Genomic DNA, 24,597 nt, shown 5'->3' with positions numbered 1-24,597 from the left:
GATCAGGTAGGTGGGGTGTGGGTATGGGCCCGGTGTCCGGAGGGGCCGTCGAGGGGTTTGGGGTGCGGGGGGCCGTTGCTGCTGATGTGCCTGCCGTGAAAGCCGTGATCGATGCCGCGTTCCAGCCCTATGTGGAGCGCATCGGGCTCGTGCCGGTGCCCATGGAGGCGGACCACGCGGCGAACGTGGCGGCGGGGCGGGTGTTCGTCACGGGGGAGCCGGTCCTCGGGCTCGTGGTCGTCGAGGAGCGCCCCGACCATCTGTACCTCGACATCATCGCGGTCCGGCCCGAGGCGCACGGCCGGGGCATCGGCGGGCTGCTGCTGCGCTTCGTGGACGCGCACGCGCGGGCGCTCGGGCTGGACGAGATCAGGCTCTACACCAACGCGATGATGTGGGAGAACCAGAAGATCTACCCGCGGTACGGGTACGAGACGACCGACCGGCGCATGAACGGGCCCTACGACCGGATCCACTACCGCAAGCGACTGGTCTGACGCGGGCCGTCGCGGGCTGCCGGGGCCCGCTGGGGCTTTCGGCACGCGTTCGGCGACGGCCCGCGGTGGCTCAGCCGTCCGGCCACCAGGTGCGCGCGATGTCCTTCCGGACCTCGGGGCGCTCGGCCGGGCGCTCGTCGGGCTCGTCCCGTACACGGCGGGATTCGGGCTTTCTCAGGGGCTTCTGCATGGTCACACGGCGCATGGCTGCCTCCTCGTGTCCACCTGAATCCGCGGTTGTACGGAGGTAGACCGTTCCGGGGAGAGTTCCTCATCGGTCGCGAAATGTCTGTGGCGCCGGTCACCCTCGGGCCCTGTGGCGGGCGCGGGCCGATTGTCAGTGGCGGGTGACATGGTGGAACGCATGGTGAACGAGGGCGGGACGAATCCAGGGGCGGGCGTCGACTGGGACGCGGAGTCCGGAACCTTCGACGAGGAGCCCGACCACGGGCTGCGCGACCCCGAGGTCCGTGGGGCCTGGGCCGCGCGGCTGCGGGACTGGCTGCCCGGGACGCCCGGTGATCTGCTCGACGTGGGATGCGGCACCGGCAGCCTCTCGCTCCTGGCGTCCGAACAGGGGCACCGGGTCACCGGGGTCGATCTCGCCCCACGCATGGTCGACCTGGCCCGGGCGAAGCTGGCCGGGCGGGACGCCGCGTTCCTCGTCGGCGACGCGGTGGCACCGCCCGTGGGCGAGCAGCGCTTCGACGTCCTGCTCAGCCGACACGTTCTGTGGACGCTGCCCGATCCCGGGCGCGTGCTGCGGCACTGGCGCGGACTGCTGCGCCCGGGAGGGCGGCTGGTGCTCGTCGAAGGGGTGTGGGGAACCGTGAGCCCGGTCGGGATATCCGCCGATCAACTGGCCACCCTGCTCCGGCCCCTGCTGTCCGACACCGCCGACCTGCGCGTGGAGCCGTTGTCGGACGACGGGCTGCTGTGGGGCCGGAAGGTCGACGACGAGCGGTACGCGGTGGTGGCCCGCTTCTGACAGCGGCGTCCGCCGAGTGGAACGGTGGCCGTCGCGGGCCCTGGGCGGTGTCCTGGGACACCCACCTAGGTCAGGAGTGCCTCGAAGCCGCCCTCGCGGGCGAGGCGTTCGAGGTCGTCCAGGGCCTTCTCGGCCGCGGCCGCGGCGGCCGGGTCGGTGGTCGACAGACCGCTCTCCGCGAACTCGTCCTCGTCCAGACGCAATACGTCCGTGCCGTCGGCCGAGCGCCACAGGTCCAGGTCGAGGTCCTCGACGACCAGCCGGCCCTCGGAGACGGTGGCCGGGCGGGTGATGTCGCAGTACCAGCCCTTGCGTTCACCCGTGGAGTCCCGGACCTCCTTCACCGAGTACCAGCGGTCCCGCCAGTAGTACTCGGTGAAGACGTCGCCCTTCTCGAACCGCACGAAGCCGAAGTCGCGGACGCCGTCTCCCGCCCAGGGGGCCCGTACGACCACCCGGGTGCCGTCGTCGGCGAGCAGCTCGGCCGGGTAACTGATCTTCGTACGGCCCGCCTTGACGAGCACGACCTCCAACGAGCCGGGCGTGTCAGCCGAGGTCACGGACATACTGCACCTCCGTTGCGCGGATTTCGTAGCCGAACCAGGCGTTGATCGCCAGCATCGGTCCGTTGCCGGCGTCGTTGCCGGTGAGTGCTTCCGTGAACCCGGCCGCGCGGGCCCGGTGCAGGGAGTGGTTCTTGGCGAGCTTGGCCAGACCGCGGCCCCGGAAGGCGCGGCCGGTGCCCGTCATGACGGTGGCGTAGCGGGTACCGCCGTCGGTGCGGGCCGCGCTGAACGCCGCCGGGCGGCCGTCCACGAGTGCCACGGACGTGAGCTCGTGGCTCAGGAGGGGGTGGTGCCAGGTCTCCGTCAGCCAGGCGTCGTAGTCCGTGAACTCGCGGTCGATGTCGCTCGGTTCGTCGCGGAGCGTCTCGGCGTCGAGCCTGAACAGCGGCCGGGGGTCGTCCGCGAAGTCGGCTCCGCTGCGCAGCTCCACGCCGTCCGGCGGGGGCTGAAGGGGTGGCAGGGTGCCGTGCTCCAGGTCGAGACGGAGGAAGTGCGCCGAGCGGGAGGCGCGGTAGCCCCGCTTCTCGGCGAAGGCGCGGCAGCCGGGTTCGTCCAGCACCCAGCTGTGCAGCCGGGTCGCGCCGAGGGCGGCCAGCCTCTCCTCCGCGGCGCGGGCCAGCAGCGAACCGGCGCCGCGTCCCTTGCGGTCAGGGCGCACGTAGATGTTGAGGCTTGCCTGACCGGGGTCCGGGCTGTCGTACACGAGGCTCACCTGCGCGGTGCCGATCGGCTCCCCGTCCTCCTCGGCCAGCAACGGCTGATAGTGGGCGTCGGGATGGGTCCGCTCCAGGTCGTACGCGATGGACTCCGGGGTGAAGAGGATGAACGGGAGGGCCTGTTGACGAATGCGCGCGAACCCCGCCGTGTCGGCCGGGTCGTCGTGCCGCAGTTCGCGAACGATCACGGTCATGTGATCGCACGTTACGCGGGCGCCGCGGGCGGATGCCTCTCATTTTCGCGTGGGTACGGGACAATCGCCGCGTGACCCTGAAGATCCGCATCGCAGAGGGGGCCGCGCCGTACGAACAGGTGCGCGCCCAGATTTCCGAGCAGGCCCGGTCCGGCGAGCTGCCGGTCGGCTACAAGCTGCCGACGGTACGGGGGCTGGCCGAGTCGCTGGGCCTCGCGGCCAACACCGTCGCCAAGGCCTACCGTGCCCTTGAGTCGGACGGGGTGATCGAGACGCGGGGCCGCAACGGCACGTTCGTGGCGGCCGCCGGGGACGCGGCGGCGCGCGAGGCGGCGTCGGCCGCGCAGGCCTACGCCGAGCGCGTACACCGGCTCGGCCTGACCGAGGCCACCGCGCTGGCCGCCGTACGAGACGCACTGCGGGCCGCGTACGAGGCCGCTTAACCGCACGCCACGCAGTCCGGCCCGGGCGGCCCCGACCCAGGGCTCAGCCCGAGGCCGCGATTGGCCCCGAGGCTGACCCGATCCGGGCTGAGCCGAACCCGAGCCGAGGCCGAGCCGGGCCCGAACCCGAGCCGGCCCCATGGCTGAGCCCGAGCCGGGCCGAACCCGAAGCTGAGCCGAACCCGAGTCCGAGGATGACCCGATCCGAGACCGGGCCGAGCGTGGCCGGAAGCTGAGTCCGAAGCCGCGCCGAGCCCGAACCCGAGCGTGGGCCGAGCCCGAGCGTGGGCCGAGCCCAACCCGAGGCGGGCCGGCCCCGAGGCTGAGCCCGAGCGTGAGCCGAGCCGGGCCGAACCCGAAGCTGGACCGAACCCGAGCCCGAGCGTGAGCCGGGCCCGAAGCTGGACCGAGCCCGAGCTCCAGCCGGGGCGGTCGTGGCTTCCGCTACAGGTACAACCCCGCATCCGCCCCCTCGCGTTGGTCCGGGACCGATGTCGGGGTCGTTCCGCGGCGCAGTGCGTACAGCTCTGCCAGGGTCGCGCCCTCGCGGGAGACTCCTTCCTCGGTGCCCAGCCAGCCCACCGCCTCCCGGCGGGTGAGCGCTCCGACCTCGATCCGGGCGAGGCAGCGGCCGGGGCGGACGACCGCGGGGTGCAGACGCTCCAGGTCCTCGTTGGTCGTGACGCCGACGAGGACGTTGCGGCCCTGGCCGAGCAGCCCGTCGGTGAGGTTGAGCAGCCGGGACAGGGCCTGGCCCGCGGTGTGCTTCGCCTCGCCGCGGATCAGTTCGTCGCAGTCCTCCAGCAGGAGAAGCCGCCAGCGGCCCTTGCCGGTGCCGTCCTCCTCGCCGATCGCGATGTCCATCAGATAACCGACGTCGGAGAAGAGCCGCTCGGGGTCCAGCACACAGTCCACCTGGCACCAGTCGCGCCAGGAACGGGCCAGTGTGCGCAGTGCGGAGGTCTTCCCGGTGCCGGGCGGCCCGTGGAGCAGCAGCAGCCGGCCCGCGATGTCCTCCGGGGTCGTCTTCATCAGCCGGTCCATGGCGTCCGCCACCGGCGCCGTGTAGTTGGGGCGGACCTCCTCCCAGGTGCCCGCCGAGATCTGCCGGGTCGTGCGGTGCGGTCCCCGGCGCGGCGACACGTACCAGAAGCCCATCGTCACGTTCTCCGGCTGCGGTTCCGGTTCGTCCGTGGCGCCGTCCGTGGCCTGCTTCAGTACCTTCTCGGCCAGCTCGACGCTGGTGGCCGTCACCGTGACGTCGGCGCCGCGGTTCCAGCGGGACACCAGAAGCGTCCAGCCGTCGCCCTCGGCGAGGGTGGCGCTGCGGTCGTCGTCGCGGGCGGAACGCAGCACCCGGGCACCGGGCGGGAGCAGGGTGGCCCCCGACCGTACGCGGTCGATGTTCGCCGCGTGCGAGTGCGGCTGCTCGCCCGTCGCGAAGCGACCGAGGAACAGCGCGTCGACGACGTCCGACGGCGAGTCGCTGTCGTCGACGTTGAGCCTGATCGGCAGAGCGTCGTGTGGGTTCGCAGACATGCCGCCATGATCTGCCACCCGGGCGTCCCGTGCACCCGGTTTCCGCTGTGCGTCGCGTGTGTCGCGCCCGGTCCCGCTCTTCCGGTGTACCCCGCACCTCCCCTCCCGGGGCGTGCCACGACGAGACCCGGCCCGCGCCGAACGTCTCCCGCTGTCCGGGTTCGGAAGCGCGGGACGCGCAACTCCTGCACGGAGAAGTGGAGTTGGAACTCCTCGGGGGAGAGCCGGCGGGCCTGCCTCCGATCCGCCCCGACCGTGCCCTTCGGGAGTTGACGCGTAACCGTGCTCTGTAACCCTGCCGCTGCCCGATCGTCATGGGCATGAAATGACATAGGTGATGAACAGTCATATATCGGCTGGTTGATGCATAAGAGTCTTGGCATGGACACTTCCTGTCAACACGCGTAGCTGCTACCAAAGTTGTGGCAGAGATCCTGCTAAAGGGAGGTTCCATGAGACGTCCCAGATTTTCGGCATACGTGACCTCACTCCTCCTGGCCGCCGGCCTCGCCCTCACCGGGGCGGCGGCGGCTCAGGCGCAGACAGCGGCGGCCACCGGCTATGTGGCCCTCGGCGACTCCTATTCCTCCGGTGTCGGCGCGGGCAGCTACATCAGCTCCAGCGGCTCCTGCGACCGCAGCACGAAGGCGTACCCCTATCTCTGGAACGCCGCCCATTCACCCTCGTCGTTCAACTTCACCGCCTGCTCGGGCGCTCGTACGGGTGATGTCACGGCGAACCAGCTCGGCCCGCTCAGCTCCTCCACGGGCCTGGTCTCCATCACCATCGGCGGCAACGACGCCGGGTTCTCCGACGTCATGACGACCTGCGTCCTCCAGTCCGAGAGCACCTGCCTCTCACGCATCGCCACGGCGAAGGCGTACGTCGACTCCACGCTCCCCGGCAACCTCGACTCGGTCTACTCCGCGATCAGCGCCAAGGCCCCGGCCGCCCATGTGGTCGTCCTCGGCTACCCCCGCTTCTACAAGCTCAACGGCAGCTGCCTGACCGGGCTTTCGGACACCGAAAGGTCCGCCATCAACGGCGCCGCCGACTATCTCGACAGCGCGATCGCCGCCCGTGCCGCCGCCCACGGCTTCACGTTCGCCGATGTGCGCGGCACCTTCACCGGCCACGAGATCTGCTCCGGTGACGCCTGGCTGCACAGCCTGAACTGGCTGAACATCGGCGAGTCGTACCACCCGACCGCGGCCGGCCACTCCGGCGGCTACCTGCCGGCCTTCTCCGGAGCCGTCTGACCTCCGGGCCCCCACCCCGGAACCCTGCGAGAGAACACCGTCCCGGCGGGGAGAACACCCGCCCCGCCCGGGACACCGCCCGCCCCGTCAGGGGGATGCGGACACGGATGCGGAGGCCCCGTCCGTCGGGGTCTCCGTCGTACACGTGATGACGAACGGAACGGAGTTCGAGGTCACGCGCACCGGACTGCGCACCTCCACGCCGATCGAGTTGGCGAACTCCCCGCTCGTGTCGTACGTCGTCGCCACCACCGTCCTCTGCTGGGTCCTGCCGCCGCCCGCGGGGAACGACAGCGTCTTCCAGCTCGGATCGGTCACCTCGCCGGTCTGCGTCACCCAGCGGTACGCGACGTCCACCGGAACACGGCCCACCGTGAACGTCACCGTGAACGAGGGAGCCTGCGCGCTCGACGGCGGACAGCTGCCCGTGTAGTGGGTGTTGTGGCCCTCGACCGTCACCCGGACGGACTGCGCGGGCGGAGCGGAGGTCGAACTCCCGCTCCCGGGAGCGCTGCTTGAGGGGCTCCGGCCGCCGGTCGCCCCGGCCGTGGCGCTGTCGCTCGTCCGGTTCCCTGAAGCCGTGCCCCCGTCGGTGGTGCCGGTGCCCCCGCTGCTGCTTCCCCGACCGGTGTTCCCGGAATTCCCCTTGTGCTGGTCGAGCAGGGCGTACGTCAGCCCGCCGAGGGCGAGTGCCAGCGCGACCAGGCCCGCGATCAGGGCGACGGCAGCCCGGCGGTTGCGGTCGGGCCCCGCCGCCGGAGGGGCCGAGGGCACGGTCGCGGGAGCCGGTCCGAACCCCTGCGGCGGCGTCGGGGAGGACGACGCGGGCGGGCCGAACGCGCCGATCGTCGGCGCCTCGGACGAGCGGGCGACGGCACCCAGGGGACGCGTCGGCGCCGTACCGCCCGCCGCGACCACGCGCAGCTCCCGCTCGGCCGCCTCGGCGCTCGTCCGCTCGGCCGGGTCCTTGGCGAGCAGCCCCTCGATCACCGGGCCGAGCGGGCCCGCTCGGCGGGGTGCCGGCAGCGGTTCGTCGACGATGGCCCTCAGGGTGCTCAGCGGAGTGGGCTGCCGGAAGGGCGAGTTGCCCTCGACCGCCGCGTACAGGAGCACCCCGAGCGACCACAGATCCGACTCGGGCCCGGGGGTGCGCCCCAACGCCCGCTCCGGCGCGAGGAATTCGGGGGAACCGATGACCTCGCCCGTCATGGTCAGGGCGGAGCTGCCCTCGACCGTCGCGATGCCGAAGTCGGTCAGGACGACCCGTCCGTCATTCGACATCAGGACGTTGCCCGGTTTGACGTCCCGGTGCAGGACCCCCGCCTCGTGCGCGGCGCGCAGCGCGGCGAGCACCTCGGCGCCGATCTGGGCGGCACGCCGCGGATCGAGCGGCCCCTCGGCGTCCAGAAGATCGGAGAGCGCGATGCCGCGGACCAGCTCCATCACGATCCAGGGCCGGCCGTCCTCGGTGGCCACGTCGTACACCGTGACCACGTTGCGGTGGGAGATACGGGCTGCCGCCCAGGCCTCCCGCTCCAGGCGCGCGTACATCCGCTCGACCTCGGAATCGGGAAGCCCGGCCGGGGCGCGGACCTCCTTCACGGCGACCTCGCGTTGCAGCACCTCGTCGCGGGCGCGCCACACCGTGCCCATTCCGCCCTCGCCCAAGGGTGAGAGCAGACGGTAGCGCCCCGCGATCACACGTTCACTGCCCGGATCTTCGGACACGTGCGTCCCCCATTCGCATCCGCGCGATTTCTCCCCAAAAGTAGCTCAGCCGACGACGGATGCCGCCCCCTTGAGCACCAATCCGGCCCCGAGTGCCACGACGATCAGCGCCGATCCGAGGGGTGCGGTCCTGCGGACGAGGAGCACGAGACGCCCCTCGGCCCACTGCCGGCGTCCGGCCAGGGCGCGGTTGACGCCGCTGCCGAGCTTGACGACGGCGAAGCCGGCCGCGGTCAGGGTCAGGGCGAGCCCGACGCCGTACGCGAGCACGAGAAGGAGACCGAACCATGCCTGTCCGAGCGCCGAGGCGCCCACGAGCACGACGACCGCCGACGGACTGGGCACGAGCCCGCCGGCGAAGCCGAGCAGGATCGTTCCGCGGACGGTGGGGGCGATCTCGTGGGTGTGGGTGAAGCCGCCGTGGGTGTGTTCGAGGGTGGGGGAGTGGGGGGCGCGGCCCCGGCGATGGTCGTGCCCGTGGCCCTGGTCGTGTTCGCGGCCCTGCCCGTGGCCCTGGTCGTGGCCTTCGTGCGTGTGGCTGTGGTCGTGCGGGTGCGGGTGCGGGTGCGGGTGCGGGTGCGGGTGGTCGTGGGTGTGGGGCCGGGTTGCCGTCGCCGTCGCTGTGGGGGCGGTGGTCAGGACGGACGCGGTGGCGTGGGCCAGTACCAGGGGGCGCGCCGAGTCCGCGTGGACGTGCTCGTGGTCGTGCTGATGGTCGTGACCGTGGTCGTGCTCGTGCTCGTGGTCGTGTGTGTGGGGGAGGGCGGGCGGGTGTTCGTGGTCGTGGGGGTCGCCCGGTCCGTGGTCGTGGGTGTGGTCGTGCGCCGGGGCCCGGTCCGGGCCGTGCTCGTGCGCGTGGTCGTGTCCGTGAGCCGAGGCGTGGACGTGGTCGTGCGGGTGGCTCGCGTCCTGCGGGTGTCCGTGCCCGTGCTCGTACCCATGCGCATGACCGTGCCCGTGGTCGTCCCCATGACTGTGGTCGTGGTCGTGCTCGTGCCCATGGGCGGAGGGCCGGTTGCGCCAGGCCCGGCGCAGGAGGGTGACACCCGCCCCGGTGACGAGGACGCCGCTGGACACGCCCAGCCAGGCGATCACGGACGGGGCCGCCGCCGAGCCCGCCGTGACCAGCAGGCCGAGGGCCACGACCCCGAGGGTGTGGGTGACCGTGACCGACGCGGCCAGGGGCAGCACGTCCTTGAACCGGGCCCGGCCCCCGCGCGCGGCCGCCGTCGCCGCCATCAGCGTCTTGCCGTGGCCGGGCGCGAGCGCGTGCAGGGCACCCAGGCCGACGGCGATGACCAGGGCCAGCGAGGCGAAGCCGAAGGTCAGGTGGTGCCGGGCCACCAGGTCGTTCAGGTACTGCGTCCAGCGGTCGGCGCCGCGCGGGAGCACGGAGGCGGCCGGAGCCGCACGGTGCTCCTCGACGAGGGCCGGGCCGCCGGGGCGGATCCGAAGCGAGGCGGTCGCGGTGTCGGAGGGCGAGGAGAGCAGCGCCTTGGGGTACCGGGTCAGTTCCGACGACACGGACTTCCGCGGTACGTCCGAGGAGGTGAGGGTCATCCGGTCGCCGCGGGCGGTGATCTCGCGCCAGCCGGGGCCGTGGTCGGTGCCCGCGCTGTGGAAGCGCACGGTCACCGCGCCCTTCCGGGACAGCGGTGCCGTCAGCCGGCACTCCACGCGCAGCGTGTGGAGTCCCGCCTGCCCCGGCCGCAGCTGGGCCCGGCTCGCGCCCGCCGCGAGCGTCACCGCCCGCCCGTCCACCGTGACCTCGCTGCCGTGCGCGGCGGTCGCGCACCGCTGCCGGGCCCACTCGGACATGCCGAGCCGCTTGATGTCCGGCTCGGCCTGGGTGGCGGGGATCTCGGCCAGGTCCTCGACGTGGTCGACGCGCAACTGCCCGGGTGCGGCGACGAGACCGTCGTAGCGGTTGACGGTGAAGTTGCCCAGCGGATGCGCGCTCGCCGGCCCCGTCGGGCCCAGCACGAGCGCGCAGGCCGCGGTCAGGACCGTGCCGCAGAGCGCGAGGACCCTGGGCGCCCTCACTTCGACGCCCCCAGTGCCTTGCGGGCCTCGCGGGCGCCCAGCGGGGAGAAGCCCGGGTTCAGGTCCAGGGCCGCCTTCAGCGCGGAACGGCCCTTGTCGGCGTGGCCGTTGGCCCGCTCGATGACGCCGAGGTGGTAGAGGAAGGAAGCGTTGCGGTAGCCGGTCGCGGTGGCCCGACGCGCGTACGGCAGGGCCTCCGCGTCGCGGCCCGACACGTGCAGGGCCCAGCCGAGCGCGTCCGCCGTGTGCACGGTGTGCCGGCGGGCCCACTCGGCGCGGGCCGCGGTCAGCGCGGCCTTGTGATCGCCGTGGTCGGCCGCGGCCAGCGCGGTGTCGAGGTCGGCGTTGACGCCGTAGGCGTGGGCGAGGGCGATCCAGGCGTTCACCAGCTTGTACTGGTCGTGGGCCTTCCGCTCGTCGCCCGCCGCGCCCCTGGCCTCGTACAACTCACCGAGTTCGACAAGGGGTTGGGGCAGCGGGTAGCGCTGTACGACCAGTTCCATCCCCTTGATCGCGGCCGCGCGGTCGCCGAGCGCGGCCTGGGTGCGGGCCCGGCCTTCGAGGGCGGGGAGATAGTTGTCGTCGGCCGCGAGCGCTCGCGCGTAGTAGGCGAGCGCCGCGTGGTAGTCGCCCTGGTTCCAGGCGAGTTGGCCGAGCGCGGAGGTCACGTAGGAGATGTCGCCGCGGCTGGTCGCCGTGTCCAGCGCCTGCTTCAGGACCCGTTGGGCCGTCTTCACATCGCCGCGCAGCTCGTGGACGTAGGCGTACCGGGTGAAGACCGGGACGCCCGGCCGTCGCGAGTCGGCCAGGTCGGCGGCCTTCGACGCCTCGTCGTAGCGGCCGAGTTCGACGAGCGCGTCGATGCGGGAGGACAGGGCGCGTTCGCTGTAGGGGTTCTGCTTCAGGGCGAGGTCGGCGTACTTCAGGGCACCGGCGAATTCGTGCCGGGCCGCCGCGAGGGCCGCTCGTCCGGCGAGGGCGGGATCGTAGTCGGGGCGCAGCTTCAGGGAGCGGTTGAGAGCTTCCTGCGCCTGGGGGTAGCGCGAGGGGTCGCCCTTGGTGCGGGCCTGCTCGACATAGGCGAGACCGAGCGTCGCCCAGCCGCCGAAGTCCTTCGGCTGGGTGCGGAGATGGGCCTGGAGGGAGAGGATGCTCGCGTCGAGGTCGCCGCTCGCCAGCAGTTGGGGTGACACGCCGTTGGACACGGCCGCGACGGCGGGAGTCGTCGCTCCGTCCCGCAGGGCGCCGAGCACCACCGCGCCCGCGGTCATGGCGACGGCCAACGCGGCAGCACAGAAACCGAGTTGGGCGGCCCGCCAACGACGCTGCGACCGCGAGAGCCGCCGCACGGCCGCCACCCGCTCGTCGCCCGTGTCGCTGGTGCCGCTGTCGGAGGGACCATCGGCACCGTCCTCACCGGCCGTGTCCTCGGCCGGTGCCGCCGCGCGGGCCCCCTCGGCGGGCGTGGCGTCCGGCGTGCCCCCGTCGGGCGGGGTGTCCACCGCGTCCTCGGCGGGGCCGGCTCCCGCGGTGTTCTCCTCGGGCGTGGCCTTGTCGGCGTCCGGCGTCGCGCTGTCGTTCGTACGCGGGGACATGCCCTCTCCTCAAAGTCCTTGGCGAAACGGTCGTCGTGGGGGTGGGGGCGGCGCGGCCCGCACCGTGGGGGGTTGGTTACTGCGTGCGGGCCGCGCCAGTCGGGGAGCCGGGTCAGTAGGCCCGGTTGTACATCCGTCGGCGCCACCACAGCAGACCGGAGCCGATGAGCAGGATGCCGGCGGCACCCGCCGCGGCGGAGCCCGCGATCAGCACGGTGTCGGTCCCGCCACCGGAGCCGGTCCCGGCGGGCTGGAGCGCGTCACCGAGCTGGCTGCGCACGTCGGTCCCGCTGGTCGTGCCCTTGGCGAGCGCGCCGCGCGAACCCGAGGTCGGCTCGGCGACGTACGGGAACGACTTCTCGAAGCCCTTGTCGTTCTTGTCGACCGCGTCGCCCAAGTCGTTCTTGGAACCGACCAGTTCACCCTCGACCACCTGGAGCGAGGCGTCGATCACGTCGTCGGTGAGCCGGCGGCCGTTCGGGAAGCCCGCGTTGTCGCCGTCGAGGACACCGAGCCGCTTGGGGTGCATGGCCGGCTTGATCGAGGTGTTGAGGCGCAGTTCCTCCGCCGGACGCACGTGGGGCGGCTGGTTGAGGCCCTTCACACCCTTCAGGAACACGTCGACCAGGTCGTTGCGGGGCTCGGCAGGGGCCTTGATCTTGTAGATCGACTCGATGAGCTTCGGCAGCTCGGGGTTGGTGACGTTCTTCAGGAACTGCGCGTCGTCCCAGGGCGCGGACGCGTTGAACTTGTCCTTGTCCTTCTGCGGGTTAACGACCTCGTTGACCAGCGGCATGCCGAGGCGCGAGACCTGGCGGTAGCGGCCGCTCGCGTCCCTGCGCTGCGTGGTGGACCAGATGCCGACGATCGGCTGCCCGGCCGACTCACGGATCATGTCGTTCGGGACCTGGAGGGCTATGGAGTTGACGTTGTAGCCCTTGAGCGTGTCACGCCCGACCTCGCTCAGGTTCCCGCCGTACAGCAGGTCGAAGACGCGCAGGTCCAGGAAGAACGGGTCGTCGGCCTGGCCGGCGAACGTCGTCGAGCCGCCGGCGAGCTTGGACACCGCCTGGTAGCGCAGCTTGGCGTAGTCCGGCATCGAGGCCTTGCCCACGTTGGACGGAGCGACGGGGACGTCGTCCGCGACCTTGGTCTTCGACACCAGCCGCTGGTTGTGCATCCGCAGCAGATCGATGTCGTAGGTCTGCGTGATGTTCAGGTCGGGGTCGTCGAGGCTGGTGACCGGACCCGTGTTGTACAGGAAGGTGTTGCCGTTCTTGCGGTGCGTCTTGAAGGTGTAGCGGTAGATCAACTCACCTTGTGCGTCACCGTTGTTGTCGATGTGGATGTCGTACTGGGCATCGTCGGCGAACGTGTAGAAGTTCGGTCCGCCGGCCGGTTCCTCGAAGGGGATCCAGTTCGCCACGATCGTCGTCGTGTCCGGCTTGTCCGGGCTGACGAAGGCGTACACGTCCGTGTTGTCGTACTGGGGAGTGCCCGAGATCAGCGGTGCCTCCCGGTGGCTGGAGGCGGAGGCCGCCCCCGGCGCCAGCGCCGTCGCACCGGCGGCCGCGAGCCCCCCGGCAGCCAGCGCACCGCATACGAGGGTCACGAGAGTCCTGCGACCCGCGCCGCTCCTGGAGATAGGTGTCATGCCGTCCGTCCTCTGTCCAACTTGCCTGACGCACGCCATTCGGAGCGGTCGCCGGGGTGGATTGGTCGAATCCCAAACGTGTTTACGGCGGTTGTCGCGGCTTGTTTCACCGACGGCCCGGCTTCTTCGCCGGCGGGCTCCGGCGCCGGCCCGCCCCGACGCGCGTGGGTGCCGGCGGCGGACGGGGGACAGACCGGCCGCGGAACACACGAACTGATCCGTGCCGGACACGCGTTTTCGGCTCGCTGATCCGTAACCCATCCAGAGACGGGTTCGCTGCGAAGACGTAGGGGAAAGGACGGGCCGTGCAAGGCCGGAGAGGGGGACGGGTGGAGGCTGACGAACTACTGGTACTGGTGGCCGGAGGTGACCAGTACGCGTTCGAGGAGCTGTACGGACTGGTGTCCGGGCCGGTGTTCGGACTGGTGCGCCGTGTGGTGCGCGACCCGGCACAGTCGGAGGAGGTGTCGCAGGAGGTCCTGCTCGAACTCTGGCGCTCCGCACCGCGGTTCGACCCCCGGCGCGGCAGCGCCCTGTCCTGGATCCTCACGCTCGCGCACCGCCGGGCCGTGGACCGGGTGCGCAGCGCCCGCGCGGCCACCGAGCGCGAGCAGCGCGAGGGGCAGCGCAACCATCATCCCGCGTTCGACCAGGTCGCCGAAGAGGTCGAGGCCGGCCTCGAACGCGAGTGGGTCCGCCGTTGCCTGGACCGGCTCACCGCTCTCCAGCGGCAGTCCGTCACCCTCGCCTACTACGACGGCTACACCTACCGTGAAGTCGCCGAGCGGCTGTCCCTGCCGCTGGGCACCGTCAAGACCCGTATGCGCGACGGGCTCACCCGCCTGCGCGACTGCCTGGGAGGGGTCGCGTGAACACCGACGACCGCCCGCCGGGCCGTGATCCGCACGGAAGAGAGGGGGGTGCCGCATGAGCGTCCTCGACCGACTGCTGGGCCGCGATCTGCACTCCCTCGCCGCCCCCTACGCCCTCGACGCGCTGGAGCGCGAGGAGAAGCGCCGATTCGAACGCCATCTGAAGGGCTGTGACCGCTGTGCCGAGGAGGTACGGGCATTGACCGAGGACGCGGTACGGCTCGCCTGGTCCACCGCCGCGGCCCCGCCGGCCGCGCTGCGCGAGCGGGTGCTGGCCGCCGTACGGACGACACCTCAGGAACAGGCCGCCCGGGACCTGCCCCGCGCACGGGCGCCCCAGCAGTCCAGCCGGGCGCGTGCCCCGAGGCTGCGTCCGCTGTTCGCACCGCTCGCCACCACCACGGCCGCCGCGGCCCTCGTCGTCGCCGCGCTCTTCGCGGTGCAGGCGACCCAGGCGCGCGACGACCTGAACCAGGAGCGTGCCCAGGCACGTGAGATCGCCCACGTCCTGGCGGCTCCCGACGCGCGGGCGACCGGTGAACGGGACGCGCGGGGCCAGGGAATCGGAGTAGTGGCCTCCGCGTCGCAGGGGCGCGCCGTCGTGACACTGAGCGGACTCGGCACGCCCTCCGGCGGGCGCGTCCATCAGCTGTGGCTCATGCGCCCCAAGGAGAAACCGCGTTCTCTCGGTCTCTTCACCGGCGACACGCCCCTCGTCGCCGACGGACTCGACAAGTCCGCGACGTCACTCGCAGTGACGGTCGAGCCTCACGGGGGCTCAGAACAGCCCACTACCTCGCCCGTTGTCCAACTCGCCCTGGAAACGCTTGGATTCGGAGAGTAACCGTCAACCTCCTTGTGGGGAAGGTGAATCCTTTGTCCGAGATACACGCGCGCCACGAGGGGGCGATAGGGTTAGTCTGCCCGGGCCGGGTGGACTTGTACGGGTGGGGAGTGACATGGAACAGATAACAGTGCGCAGCAGGGCACGCGTCCCTGCGATCACGTGCGGGAGCAGCGCGACCAGTTCGCGCCTCGACCGACATCTCGCGGTGCTCGGCGGTCCCGCCATACCGCAGCGCGAGACGCTCGAGGCGACCTCGCTGATGCGTGAGCTCACGACGCGTGACCACGCGCACGACAGCGGCTCCAGGGTCGCGCGCGTGCGGCGGGTCTCGCTGTTCGCGCCGCTCAGGCGGCTGCGCCGCTCGCTGTTCGGCGACCGCTGACCGGCTGTCGGCACCGGCCTTCTCGACCCGCGCTCCGGCGACTCCACCGAACCGGCGCAACGCCGCTCCTCCGCGTCCGTCATCCCCACGGCGGGCGGCGGTGCCCGGTGATCACCACATCCGGAGCGCGGGTCACCACCATCACCGAGTCCTGAGGGCTCAGCGCACCACCCCGTCCCGCCGCAGCTCGGCGACGTCCGTGTCCGTCATGCCCAGCGCCCTCAACACCACCCCCGTGTGCTCTCCGAGCCGCGGGACGGATCCCATGCGCGCCTCCTCCCCGCCCGGCAGCGTGATCGGGGGCAGCAGCGCCCGTAGCGGCCCGGCCGGCGATCCCACCTCCCGCCAGCGGTTCCTGGCCGCGAGCTGAGGATGTTCCGCCACCTCCGTCACGTCCCGCAGCCGTGCGCAGGCGATGCCCGCGGCCTCCAGGCGGGCCACCGCCTCGTCGGCGCCGAGGGCGCCCAGGGCCTTCCCCACCAGCGCGTCCACCCGTTCCCGGTTGGCCACCCGCGCCGCGTTCGTGGCGAAGCGCGGATCGTCCGCTGCCCCGGGCCGCCCGACCACCTGCTGCGCGAGCCGTCGCCACTCCCGGTCGTTCTGCACCGACAGCAGGACGTGCCGGCCGTCAGCCGTCGAATAGACGTCGTAGGGGACGATGACGGCGTGGGCGAGGCCGGTGCGTGCCGGCGGGGTCCCGTCGTGCATCGCGTGGTGCAGCGGGTGCCCCATCCACTCCGCGAGCGCGTCCAGCATCGACACCTCGACCGGACCACCGCGTCCGGTCGTGCCGCGCCGCACCAGAGCCGCGAGGACCCCCGAGAACGCGTACATGGCCGCGGCGATGTCCGCGGCCGGGATCCCGGCCTTCACCGGCTGTTCGGGCGTCCCGGTCACCGACACGAGCCCCGCCTCGCACTGGACGAGCATGTCGTAGGCGCGCTTGCCGGCGTACGGCCCCGACGGCCCGTATCCGGAGATGTCCACGGCGATCAGCCGGGGATGCTCGGCGCACAGCGTCGCCGCGTCCAGGCCGAGCCGGGCCGCAGCGCCCTGGGCGAGGTTCTGCACGAACACGTCCGCCCCCGCGACGAGCCGGCGTACGACATCGAGCCCGCGCGGATCCTTCAGGTCCAGGGCGACGGACTCCTTGCCCCGGTTGCACCACACGAAATGCGAGGCCAGGCCCTGGGCCGCGGTGTCGTAGCCGCGGGCGAAGTCCCCGCCGTCGATCCGCTCGACCTTGACGACCCGGGCGCCGAGATCGGCGAGCTGCCGGGTCGCGAAGGGCGCGGCGACGGCTTGTTCGACGGCGACGACGGTGATGCCTTCGAGGGGCAGGGGCTCTGGCTGCATGCGATGGATCATGGACCCTGGACATACATTTGTCATGCACTGATTTCCCCGGAGCGGGCCGGTCGGCCCTCGGCGGGGCGTGCGGACCGGTGCCGCTCGCCCCTCGTCGCCGGGCAGGCAGATCTTGCGAACACGGCCTAGATCAGCGCGAACTGGCCCTCGGGGCCCTCCTCGTGGTGGTCGAGGACCGAGGCGGGGCGACGGGCCGCGTCGGGGACCGGGAGCACTCCGGCCGTGCGCAGGTCCGCCCGGGTGATCGGTGACCCTGGCTCCAACGCGGCCTGCTGGGGCCGCAGTTCGGCCAGGAGTGCGAGCACCGTGATGAGTTCGAGGAGCTCGGAGGTCCACGCCTGCGGCCAGCCCGCGGGGCCGATCGCCTCCAGCGTGCCCGGCTCTCCCGCCCCGGTCCGCGCCGCGAACCACTGTTCCAGGACGCGCACGCCGCCCACCTCGAAGTCCCAGGCTTCGGGCGGTACGGGGGAGATCCTGCCTTCGCCGAGGTGCAGGGACTCCTCGTCGCGGTCGTAGTACGGGTCGGTGAGCAGGGGGCCCGTGGCGGGCGTCGACCCCTTGGGTGGCGTGGTCAGCGGCGCGCGCACATAGGGCCGCCGGCCGCCGGGGAGTTTGGGGCGCTCGCCGTCGCGCCGCATCAGCCGCAGCATCCGCCGGCCCAACTCGACTCCGTACGACCACACTTCGGGGTCGGCGGTGAGCGGGACCACGCAGCCGTCCCGGCTCCGCCGCGCGGCGGCCATCGTCCAGGCGAGGACGTCGACGGGGTCGGGCGAGAGGCCGAGCCGGGAGCCCAGGTGCTCCAACAGGCCCGGAGCCAGGTTCGGTTCGAGGCCGCCGGGGCGCCGGTAGAGCGGCCGGACCCGACCGCCGCGCCCGGCGGTCAGCGGCAGCACGGACGCGGCCAGCAGGGCGGGACCGGACGTCTCGGGCACATGTGTCTGCTCGACCGCGAACACCTGCTCCCGGCCCGCCACCCGCCACAGCTCGGGGCGGGCCGCGTCGATCAGCCGGTGATCGGGAATCAGCCACTGCTCGTCGAAGGGGGCGCTCAGCACCCGGACCGGCGGCGGACACGGGTCCGACGCCCGCGCGAGACGGCCGGTCCCGCCGGACTGGCCCGGCAGCTGGGCGACCGCGGAGTGCGTCGTGCGTGCCCGCGTCGGCCCGAACAGCGTCTCGCGGTCGGCCCCTTGGGCCCGTACGAGGGCGTCCCAGCGGGCCTTCAGGGAGGCGGCGTCGGGGGCCGTCGGCCACCTCCGGCCCAGCCTCGGCGGTGCGACGGACCACGGCATGAGGTCCGCGAGCAGCGGAGCGGCGTCGGGCGTCACGCTCGGCATCGTACGACGAGGGCGTCGCTCGCCGTCCCCGTATGCCGTCGTCAGTGTGCGTCGAGGGTGACCGTGAACGAGAAGCGGTCGCCCCGGTAGTGGATGACCGCCACGTCCAGCGCCTGCCCGTCCTTGCCGTGGATGACGCCCGTGTAGCGCAGGATCGGGCTGAGCAGCGGCACCTGGAGCAGGCGTGCCGTCTCCGGGTCCGCGAGCGTGGCCTCCACCGTGTCGGTGATCCGACTGATGCCGACCCCGAGCACGTCCCGCAGCACCTTGGTCATCGGCCAGCGGATCAGGTCCTCCCGGTCGATGCGGTCGGCCAGCTCGGGACGGAGATAGTTGCGCGCGTGGTTCGTCGGCTCGCCCGTCGTCTCGTCGCTGCGCAGCCGGTGGTATGTCGCCACCTCGTCCACGTCCGGGAAGAATTCCGCCAGTTCACCGGAAACGGGCGTCTTGCCCTGGTCCAGCAGCTCCGTCGTCATGCCCGACTGCTGGGCCACGATCGCGTCCACCGAGCCGAGCAGCCGCACGGGCGCGCCCCGCCGGGCGCTCGGCTCGATGAACGTGCCCCGCCGGCGGTGCCGGGTGATGAGTCCCTCGGCCTCCAGCTCCTTGAGCGCCTGCCGCATGGTCAGCACGCTCACCCCGTAGTGCCCCGCGAGCTGCTCCTCGGTGGGCAGGCGCAGGGGGTCCTGGGGGGTGCGGCCGAGTATGGAGGCACGCAGGGACTGCGACACCTGATACCACAGCGGCAGCTTGCGGTTCAGGACGATCGAATCGGGAGCGAAGGAGGTCACGAGGGTATCCGTACCGGTCGCGGGCGGGGAAGGCAACGGCCTGCGTCGTTCAGCCGGCCGGACGGAAGTGCCGCCCGAGCCCCTTCCACACCTCGTCGTAGCCGCGCTGGAGGTGGTCCGCCCCGGCCGCCTGGGCCGTCGCGGTGACCGGCCAGCGCGTCTCGAACATGAACGCCAGACCGTCGTCGATCTTCTGCGGCTTCAGCTCGGCGGCGCTGGCGCGCAGGAAGGTCTCCTCGTCCGGGCCGTGCGCCGACATCATGTTGTGCAGCGAGCCGCCGCCCGGCACGAAGCCCTCCGCCTTCGCGTCGTACGCGCCCTCGATGAGCCCCATGTACTCGCTCATCACGTTCCGGTGGAAGTACGGCGGCCGGAACGTGTCCTCGCCCACGAGCCAGCGCGGAGCGAACACGACGAAGTCGACACCGGCCAGGCCCGGGGTGTCGGACGGCGAGGTGAGCACCGTGAAGATCGAGGGGTCCGGGTGGTCGTAGCTGATGGAGCCGATCACATTGAAGCGGTGCAGGTCGTAGACGTACGGCACGTGGTTGCCGTGCCAGGCGACGACGTCCAGCGGCGAGTGGTCGTACGTCGCTCGCCAGAGGTTGCCGCAGAACTTGTTCACCACCTCGACCGGGCCCTCGACGTCCTCGTACGCGGCGACCGGGGCGAGGAAGTCACGGGCGTTGGCGAGGCCGTTGGCGCCGATCGGGCCGAGGTCGGGGAGCCGGAAGGGCGCTCCGTAGTTCTCGCACACATAGCCCCGGGAGCCGCGCCCGCGCCCGCCCTCCTCCGCCGTGTCCAGCAGCTCCACCCGGAAGCGCACCCCCCGGGGGATCAGCGCCACCTGGCCCGGCTCCACGTGCAGCAGCCCGAACTCGGTGCGCAGCAGCAGGCCGCCGCGCTCCGGGACGATCAGCAGCTCGCCGTCGGCGTCGCTGAACACGCGCTCCATCGACGCGTTGGCGTGGTAGAGGTGCACCGCGATCCCGGTGCGCTGAGCGGCGTCACCGTTGCCGCCGAGGGTCCACAGGCCCGCGAGGAAGTCCGTGCCGGCGGGGGGCTCGGGCAGCGGGTTCCAGCGCAGCCGGTTCGGGTCGGGCACCGTCTCCGTGAACGGGGCCGTCCGCAGGGTGCCGTTGTCGGTGCGGGTGAACGCGGGGTGCGCGGCCGAGGGCCGGATGCGGTACAGCCAGGAGCGCCGGTTGGACGCCCTCGGCTCGGTGAACGCCGAGCCGCTCAGCTGCTCCGCGTACAGACCGAGCGGTGCCCGCTGCGGGGCGTTGCGGCCGTGCGGCAGGGCCCCGGGCACCGCCTCCGAGCTGTGTTCGTTGCCGAATCCGGAGAGGTAGGCCAGCCCCTCGGCCGTCTTCCTCGCGTCCCCGCTCATGATCGCTCCCTCGCGCCTGATTCCTATGCATCACCGTAGGATTCAGGGCCGTCCCGCGCAAGAGGCCGTCGGGGGCACGGAGAGGGTTGGCCGGATGTGCCACGGGACTAGTCCCCGAGGATGTGCGCGGGGCCCAAGAACCCGACTCCAGGGGGATCCGGCCGACAGGGGCCTTGTTCTACGCTCCCGGACATGCGGTGGACGTGTGGACTGCTCGCCGCGCTCGCGGTCTGCGCCCTGCTCGGCGCGGCAGCGGGCTGCGGCACCGGGGACGCGCGCGATCGGGGGACCACGGTCTCGGCCTCGCCCGTGGGAACCCTGCTCGACGCCACGGACGAGGACGGACGGCTCTACCGGGAGGTGGGCAGGAAGGGGGCACCGGAGGTCGCGATCGAGATTCGGCCGGACTCCGGCGACGGCTGGGACGTGCGGCTGACCGTCCGCAACTTCCGCTTCTCGCCCCGGGGTTCACGGGCCGTACCGGTCGCGGGGCGCGGTGTCGCCCGGCTCTACGTCGACGGCCGCGCGGTCGCCCGGCTGCGCACGGCCGAGTACCGCCTGGCCGGTCGGCTGGTCCCGCGCGGCACCCATCACGTCACCGCGCGCCTGTACGCCGACGACGGCACCGTGTGGGCCGTCCGCGGCAGGCCCGTCGAGAGCACCGCCGACATCACCGCCTCGGGTTCCGCCGCGCGGGGCTGACGCCGGCGGCCTCGCGGGGGCGGTCGCGGGGTACGACGCGTGGTCACGGCACGCGGCCGCCCGCCGGAAATGAGTGGTCACGGCACGCAGCCGCGTACTCATGGGCGAGGTTCACCGGACCCCGGCGGAAAGGCATCATGAAGAGCGTGCCCCATGCGACCTCGCTCCGCAGAGCGCCCGTGCAGCGGCGTAGCGCAGAACGACTGACCCGAATCCTCGACGCGTGCGCCGACCTCCTCGACGAGGTGGGCTACGACGGGCTGAGCACGCGGGCCGTGGCCCAGCGCGCCGGTGTGCCCATCGGCTCCGTCTACCGCTTCTTCGGCAACAAGCGGGCCATGGCCGACGCGCTCGCCCAGCGCAACCTGGAGCTCTACACCGAGCGCGTCACCGGGACCCTGCGCGAGACGGAGGGGGGAGACTGGCGGGCCGCGATGGACGCGGTGCTCGACGAGTACCTCGCCATGAAGCGCACCGCGCCGGGCTTCTCCCTGGTCGACTTCGGCAATCAGATTCCCGTGGGCGCCCGGTACGCCGAGCCCAACACGCGGGTCGCCGACCGCCTCACCGACCTGCTGTCCGGCTATCTCGACCGGGAGCCGGACGACGATCTGCGCCGCTGCTTCCTGGTCGCCGTGGAGAGCGCCGACACCCTGGTCCACCTCGCGTTCCGTGTCGCTCCCGAGGGGGACGAACGGATCATCGAGGAGACCCGCGAACTGCTGCGGGCGTATCTGTCCCGAGTCCTCGACTAGGGGTATCCGTCCGGGTCCTCGACTAGGGGTGTCCCGTCCGGGTCCTCGACCTGGGCCGTATCCCGCCCGGGTCCTCGGCCAGGGTCTGATCCTGCCGGGCTCTAGGCTTGGGCCGTATCCCGCGCGGCTCCTCTCCCCGGGCCTGATCCCGCCGGGTCCTTGGCTTGGGCCGTATCCCGCCCGGCTCCTCTCCCCGGGCCTGATCCCGCTGGGTCCTCGACCAGGGCCGTACCCAGCCCGCCTCCTCGACCAGGGCCTGATCCCGCCGGGGCCTCGACCAGGGCCGTACCCAGCCCGCCTCCTCGACCAGGGCCTGATCCCACCGGGGCCTCGCCTGGGGGCGTGTCCCGCCCGGCTCCTTGGCTCGGGCCGTGTCCCGGCCGGCTCCTCGACCGGTCCGAGGCGAAGCCCGGTCCGGTGCCGTCGCCGTCCGTGGGCGGAAATCCGACGTGACCACCCTTCCGCCCTCCCCGTCATGCCTACCGGTCGGTATGCTCGCTCACGTCCGTGTGCGCCCAAGCCACCGCCCCTCCGGGAGGACCCGTGTCCCGCACCTCCGGCACCACCCCCGACTCCCGCACCGCGCTGCGCGTCTGCCCCCTGTGCGAGGCCACCTGCGGGCTGACGCTGACCATCGAGGGCACCCGGGTGACCGGCGCCCGCGGTGACCGCGACGACGTCTTCAGCAAGGGCTTCATCTGCCCCAAGGGCGCCTCCTTCGGCGCCGCCGACGGCGACCCCGACCGCCTCGGCGGCCCCCTCGTCCGCGAGAACGGCGAACTGCGCGAGGCCACCTGGGAGGAGGCCTTCGACGCGGTGGCCGCCGGACTGCGCCCGGTCGTGGAGCGGTACGGGCCGCACGCCCTCGGCGTCGTCCTCGGCAACCCGAACGTGCACACCATGGCAGGCGCCCTCTATCCCACCGTGCTGCTCGGCGCCCTGCGCACGCACAGCGTCTTCTCCGCCTCCACGCTCGACCAGATGCCCAAGCACGTGTCGAGCGGCCTGCTGTTCGGCGACGCCAACGCGATCCCGGTCCCGGACCTGGACCACACCGACCACCTGCTGCTCATCGGCGCCAACCCGCTGGAGTCCAACGGGAGTCTGTGCACCGCCCCCGACTTCCCCGGCAGGCTCCGGGCGCTGCGGGCCCGCGGCGGCACGCTCACCGTCATCGACCCGCGCCGCACCCGCACCGCCAAGCTCGCCGACCGCCATGTGGCGATCCGCCCCGGAACCGACGCCATGCTCCTCGCGGCGATGGCGTACGTCCTGTTCGAGGAGAAGCTCGTCGACCTCGGCGCCCTCGCCCCGCACGTCCAGGGCGTGGACGAACTCCCCGACGTACTGAAGGACTTCACCCCCGAGGCCGCGGGCGCCGCCTGCGACGTGGACGCCGGGACCATCAGGGAACTGGCACGCGAGCTGGCCGCCGCCCCGACCGCCGCCGTCTACGGCCGCATCGGCAGCTGCACCGTCCCGCACGGCACCCTGGCCAGCTGGCTGGTGGACGTCCTCAACATCCTCACCGGAAACCTCGACCGGCCCGGCGGCGCCCTCTTCCCGACGGCCGCCACCGACCGGACGCCCCGCCCGGCGGGCCCCGGCCACGGCTTCGCCCTCGGCCGCTGGCACAGCCGGGTGAGCCGGCACCCGGAGGCCAAGGGCGAACTGCCCCTGGCCGCACTGGCGGAGGAGATCGACACCCCGACCGAGGACGGCAGTCCGGTCCGTGCCCTCGTCGTCGTCGCCGCCAACCCCGTCCTCTCCGCGCCCGACGGCCTGCGTCTCGACAAGGCCCTCGAATCGCTGGACTTCATGGTCAGCGTCGACCCCTATCTGAACGAGACCTCGCGCCACGCCCACGTCGTGCTGCCGCCGCCCCCGCCCTCCCGCGGCGCCCACCACGACTTCGCCTTCAACACCCTCGCCGTGCGCAACCAGGTCCGCTACAACCGTCCCGTCATCCCCCTGGAGACGGGCCGGATGGCCGAGACCGAGATCCTCGCCCGGCTCGTCCTGGCCGCGACCGGCATGCACGGCGCCGACCCGTCCGCCGTGGACACCATGGTCATCGAGGGCACCCTCGGCAAGGCGGTGAAGGACACCGCGTCGCCGGTGCACGGGCGCGACCCGGGCGAACTCGCCGCCGCCCTCACCGGCGAGAACGGCCCTGAGCGCCGGCTCGACATGATGCTGCGCCTCGGCCCGTACGGGGACGGCTTCGGCGCACGTCCCGACGGCCTGACCCTGGACAGGCTGCTGGAGCACCCGCACGGCATCGACCTCGGGCCGCTCGCCTCCTGCCTGCCGCGCCGGCTCAAGACCCGCAGCGGGCGGATCGAGCTGCTGCCCGGGCCGATCGCGGGCGATCTGCCCCGGCTGCGCGACGCGCTGCGGGAACGCCCGGCGGCGATCGTCCTCGTCGGCCGCCGCCATCTGCGCTCCAACAACAGCTGGATGCACAACGTCCCCGCGCTCACCGGCGGTTCCAACCGCTGCACCCTGCACATCCACCCCGAGGACGCCGCCCGGCTCGGGCTCGCCGACGGGTCGGCCGTGCGCGTCAAGGGTGCCGGGGGAGAGGTGACCGCCCCGGTGGAGATCACCGACACCGTCCGTCGCGGGGTGGTGAGCCTTCCGCACGGCTGGGGGCACGACCGCCCCGGCACCCGGATGAGCCACGCGGCCCTCGACCCCGGCGTCAACGTCAACCAGCTCCTCGACGGCTCGCTGCTCGACCCGCTGTCGGGGACGGCGGTCCTCAACGGCGTGCCCGTGGAACTGACGGCCGGTCCCTGAGCCGGGGCGGCCCGGGGATGTCGTTGCGCCGGACGAGCGATCCCTGAGGGGGGACCGGGCGCAGTTGCGCCCCTTTGTGGATCTTCTGTGAGAACTAGTCAGATGACCTGAAATTTGTATGAAAAT

Annotated in this window: 22 protein-coding genes; 10 read left to right on the top strand and 12 right to left on the bottom strand. The window is 72.4% G+C overall.

The genetic code is table 11. The features are described from left to right. The first annotated feature begins 23 nt into the window (after nt 1–23). Nucleotides 24–497 carry a GNAT family N-acetyltransferase gene (locus WJM95_RS06015; protein WP_339128432.1) on the top strand — a complete coding sequence of 158 codons (474 nt, stop codon included), beginning with the start codon at nt 24–26 and terminating at the stop codon, nt 495–497. 70 nt (nt 498–567) lie between these two features. Here the strand turns inward: WJM95_RS06015 and WJM95_RS06010 are convergent, their stop codons facing one another. Then, on the bottom strand, nt 568–702 hold the full coding sequence (locus WJM95_RS06010; RefSeq protein WP_339128431.1) for a hypothetical protein: 135 nt from the start codon (nt 700–702) through the stop codon (nt 568–570). A gap of 159 nt (nt 703–861) precedes the next feature. Between WJM95_RS06010 and WJM95_RS06005 the strand changes: the two genes are divergently transcribed. Beyond that, nucleotides 862–1,485, top strand: a complete 624-nt coding sequence (locus WJM95_RS06005) for a class I SAM-dependent methyltransferase (RefSeq protein WP_339128430.1) — start codon at nt 862–864, stop codon at nt 1,483–1,485. Between the two features lie 65 nt (nt 1,486–1,550). Here WJM95_RS06005 and WJM95_RS06000 read toward each other — a convergent pair whose 3' ends face one another. Together WJM95_RS06000 and WJM95_RS05995 are read right to left on the bottom strand one after the other, a co-directional pair. Continuing rightward, entirely contained in the window at nt 1,551–2,051 is a 501-nt protein-coding gene (locus tag WJM95_RS06000) for a DUF402 domain-containing protein (RefSeq protein ID WP_339128429.1), read from the bottom strand. Then, complete coding sequence (locus WJM95_RS05995) at nt 2,032–2,961, bottom strand: GNAT family N-acetyltransferase (protein ID WP_339128428.1); 930 nt, start codon at nt 2,959–2,961, stop codon at nt 2,032–2,034. The genes WJM95_RS06000 and WJM95_RS05995 overlap by 20 nt, the downstream gene beginning before the upstream one ends. A gap of 71 nt (nt 2,962–3,032) precedes the next feature. Here WJM95_RS05995 and WJM95_RS05990 point away from each other — a divergent pair, with 71 nt between their 5' ends. Further along, the gene (locus WJM95_RS05990) at nt 3,033–3,404 is read left to right on the top strand and encodes a GntR family transcriptional regulator (protein WP_339128427.1); all 372 of its coding nucleotides are present in this window, start codon (nt 3,033–3,035) and stop codon (nt 3,402–3,404) included. Between the two features lie 444 nt (nt 3,405–3,848). Here the strand turns inward: WJM95_RS05990 and WJM95_RS05985 are convergent, their stop codons facing one another. After that, complete coding sequence (locus WJM95_RS05985; protein ID WP_339128425.1) at nt 3,849–4,943, bottom strand: DUF5925 domain-containing protein; 1,095 nt, start codon at nt 4,941–4,943, stop codon at nt 3,849–3,851. A gap of 452 nt (nt 4,944–5,395) precedes the next feature. Between WJM95_RS05985 and WJM95_RS05980 the strand changes: the two genes are divergently transcribed. Then, nucleotides 5,396–6,202 (top strand): SGNH/GDSL hydrolase family protein, encoded by an 807-nt coding sequence (locus WJM95_RS05980; protein WP_339128424.1) that lies wholly within the window; start codon nt 5,396–5,398, stop codon nt 6,200–6,202. An 87-nt stretch (nt 6,203–6,289) separates the two neighbouring features. Here WJM95_RS05980 and WJM95_RS05975 read toward each other — a convergent pair whose 3' ends face one another. The 4 genes from WJM95_RS05975 to WJM95_RS05960 all read right to left on the bottom strand — a co-directional run bounded on the left by WJM95_RS05975 (nt 6,290) and on the right by WJM95_RS05960 (nt 13,222). Next, nucleotides 6,290–7,930, bottom strand: coding sequence for a serine/threonine-protein kinase (locus WJM95_RS05975; protein WP_339128423.1), 1,641 nt, complete (start codon nt 7,928–7,930; stop codon nt 6,290–6,292). 45 nt (nt 7,931–7,975) lie between these two features. Then, nucleotides 7,976–9,973: a nickel transporter gene (locus tag WJM95_RS05970; protein ID WP_339128422.1), complete on the bottom strand. Its 1,998-nt coding sequence runs from the start codon at nt 9,971–9,973 to the stop codon at nt 7,976–7,978. After that, a complete protein-coding gene (locus WJM95_RS05965; protein WP_339128421.1) occupies nt 9,970–11,568 on the bottom strand; it encodes a hypothetical protein in 1,599 nt (532 codons plus the stop codon). Before WJM95_RS05965 ends, WJM95_RS05970 begins: the two co-directional genes overlap by 4 nt. 112 nt (nt 11,569–11,680) lie before the next feature. After that, nucleotides 11,681–13,222, bottom strand: coding sequence for a DUF4331 domain-containing protein (locus tag WJM95_RS05960; protein ID WP_339128420.1), 1,542 nt, complete (start codon nt 13,220–13,222; stop codon nt 11,681–11,683). Nucleotides 13,223–13,551: 329 nt separating this feature from the next. Between WJM95_RS05960 and WJM95_RS05955 the strand changes: the two genes are divergently transcribed. The 3 genes from WJM95_RS05955 to WJM95_RS05945 all read left to right on the top strand — a co-directional run bounded on the left by WJM95_RS05955 (nt 13,552) and on the right by WJM95_RS05945 (nt 15,323). Next, entirely contained in the window at nt 13,552–14,094 is a 543-nt protein-coding gene (locus WJM95_RS05955; RefSeq protein WP_339128419.1) for a sigma-70 family RNA polymerase sigma factor, read from the top strand. Between the two features lie 55 nt (nt 14,095–14,149). Next, nucleotides 14,150–14,938 (top strand): anti-sigma factor, encoded by a 789-nt coding sequence (locus tag WJM95_RS05950; protein ID WP_339128418.1) that lies wholly within the window; start codon nt 14,150–14,152, stop codon nt 14,936–14,938. 115 nt (nt 14,939–15,053) lie between these two features. Then, the gene (locus WJM95_RS05945; RefSeq protein ID WP_339128417.1) at nt 15,054–15,323 is read left to right on the top strand and encodes a hypothetical protein; all 270 of its coding nucleotides are present in this window, start codon (nt 15,054–15,056) and stop codon (nt 15,321–15,323) included. A gap of 159 nt (nt 15,324–15,482) precedes the next feature. Here WJM95_RS05945 and WJM95_RS05940 read toward each other — a convergent pair whose 3' ends face one another. The 4 genes from WJM95_RS05940 to hmgA form a co-directional block, all read right to left on the bottom strand. After that, on the bottom strand, nt 15,483–16,691 hold the full coding sequence (locus WJM95_RS05940) for a CaiB/BaiF CoA-transferase family protein (protein WP_339128416.1): 1,209 nt from the start codon (nt 16,689–16,691) through the stop codon (nt 15,483–15,485). Nucleotides 16,692–16,816: 125 nt separating this feature from the next. After that, the gene (locus WJM95_RS05935; protein WP_339128415.1) at nt 16,817–18,031 is read right to left on the bottom strand and encodes a type ISP restriction/modification enzyme; all 1,215 of its coding nucleotides are present in this window, start codon (nt 18,029–18,031) and stop codon (nt 16,817–16,819) included. Nucleotides 18,032–18,072: 41 nt separating this feature from the next. Next, nucleotides 18,073–18,822 (bottom strand): GntR family transcriptional regulator, encoded by a 750-nt coding sequence (locus WJM95_RS05930; RefSeq protein ID WP_339128414.1) that lies wholly within the window; start codon nt 18,820–18,822, stop codon nt 18,073–18,075. Nucleotides 18,823–18,871: 49 nt separating this feature from the next. Beyond that, complete coding sequence (gene hmgA / locus WJM95_RS05925; protein ID WP_339128413.1) at nt 18,872–20,212, bottom strand: homogentisate 1,2-dioxygenase; 1,341 nt, start codon at nt 20,210–20,212, stop codon at nt 18,872–18,874. 192 nt (nt 20,213–20,404) lie between these two features. Here hmgA and WJM95_RS05920 point away from each other — a divergent pair, with 192 nt between their 5' ends. From WJM95_RS05920 to WJM95_RS05910, 3 genes are all read left to right on the top strand, one after another. After that, on the top strand, nt 20,405–20,914 hold the full coding sequence (locus WJM95_RS05920) for a hypothetical protein (RefSeq protein ID WP_339128412.1): 510 nt from the start codon (nt 20,405–20,407) through the stop codon (nt 20,912–20,914). A gap of 137 nt (nt 20,915–21,051) precedes the next feature. Then, nucleotides 21,052–21,669 (top strand): TetR/AcrR family transcriptional regulator, encoded by a 618-nt coding sequence (locus tag WJM95_RS05915; protein ID WP_339128411.1) that lies wholly within the window; start codon nt 21,052–21,054, stop codon nt 21,667–21,669. Nucleotides 21,670–22,212: 543 nt separating this feature from the next. Then, nucleotides 22,213–24,471: a molybdopterin oxidoreductase family protein gene (locus WJM95_RS05910; protein WP_339128410.1), complete on the top strand. Its 2,259-nt coding sequence runs from the start codon at nt 22,213–22,215 to the stop codon at nt 24,469–24,471. Nucleotides 24,472–24,597: the final 126 nt, after the last annotated feature.

The sequence above is a fragment of the Streptomyces sp. f51 genome, from assembly GCF_037940415.1.
Classification (GTDB): Bacteria; Actinomycetota; Actinomycetes; order Streptomycetales; family Streptomycetaceae; genus Streptomyces.
Note: the sequence above shows the minus strand (reverse complement) of the source record. Positions and strands in the feature narration are given on the sequence as shown.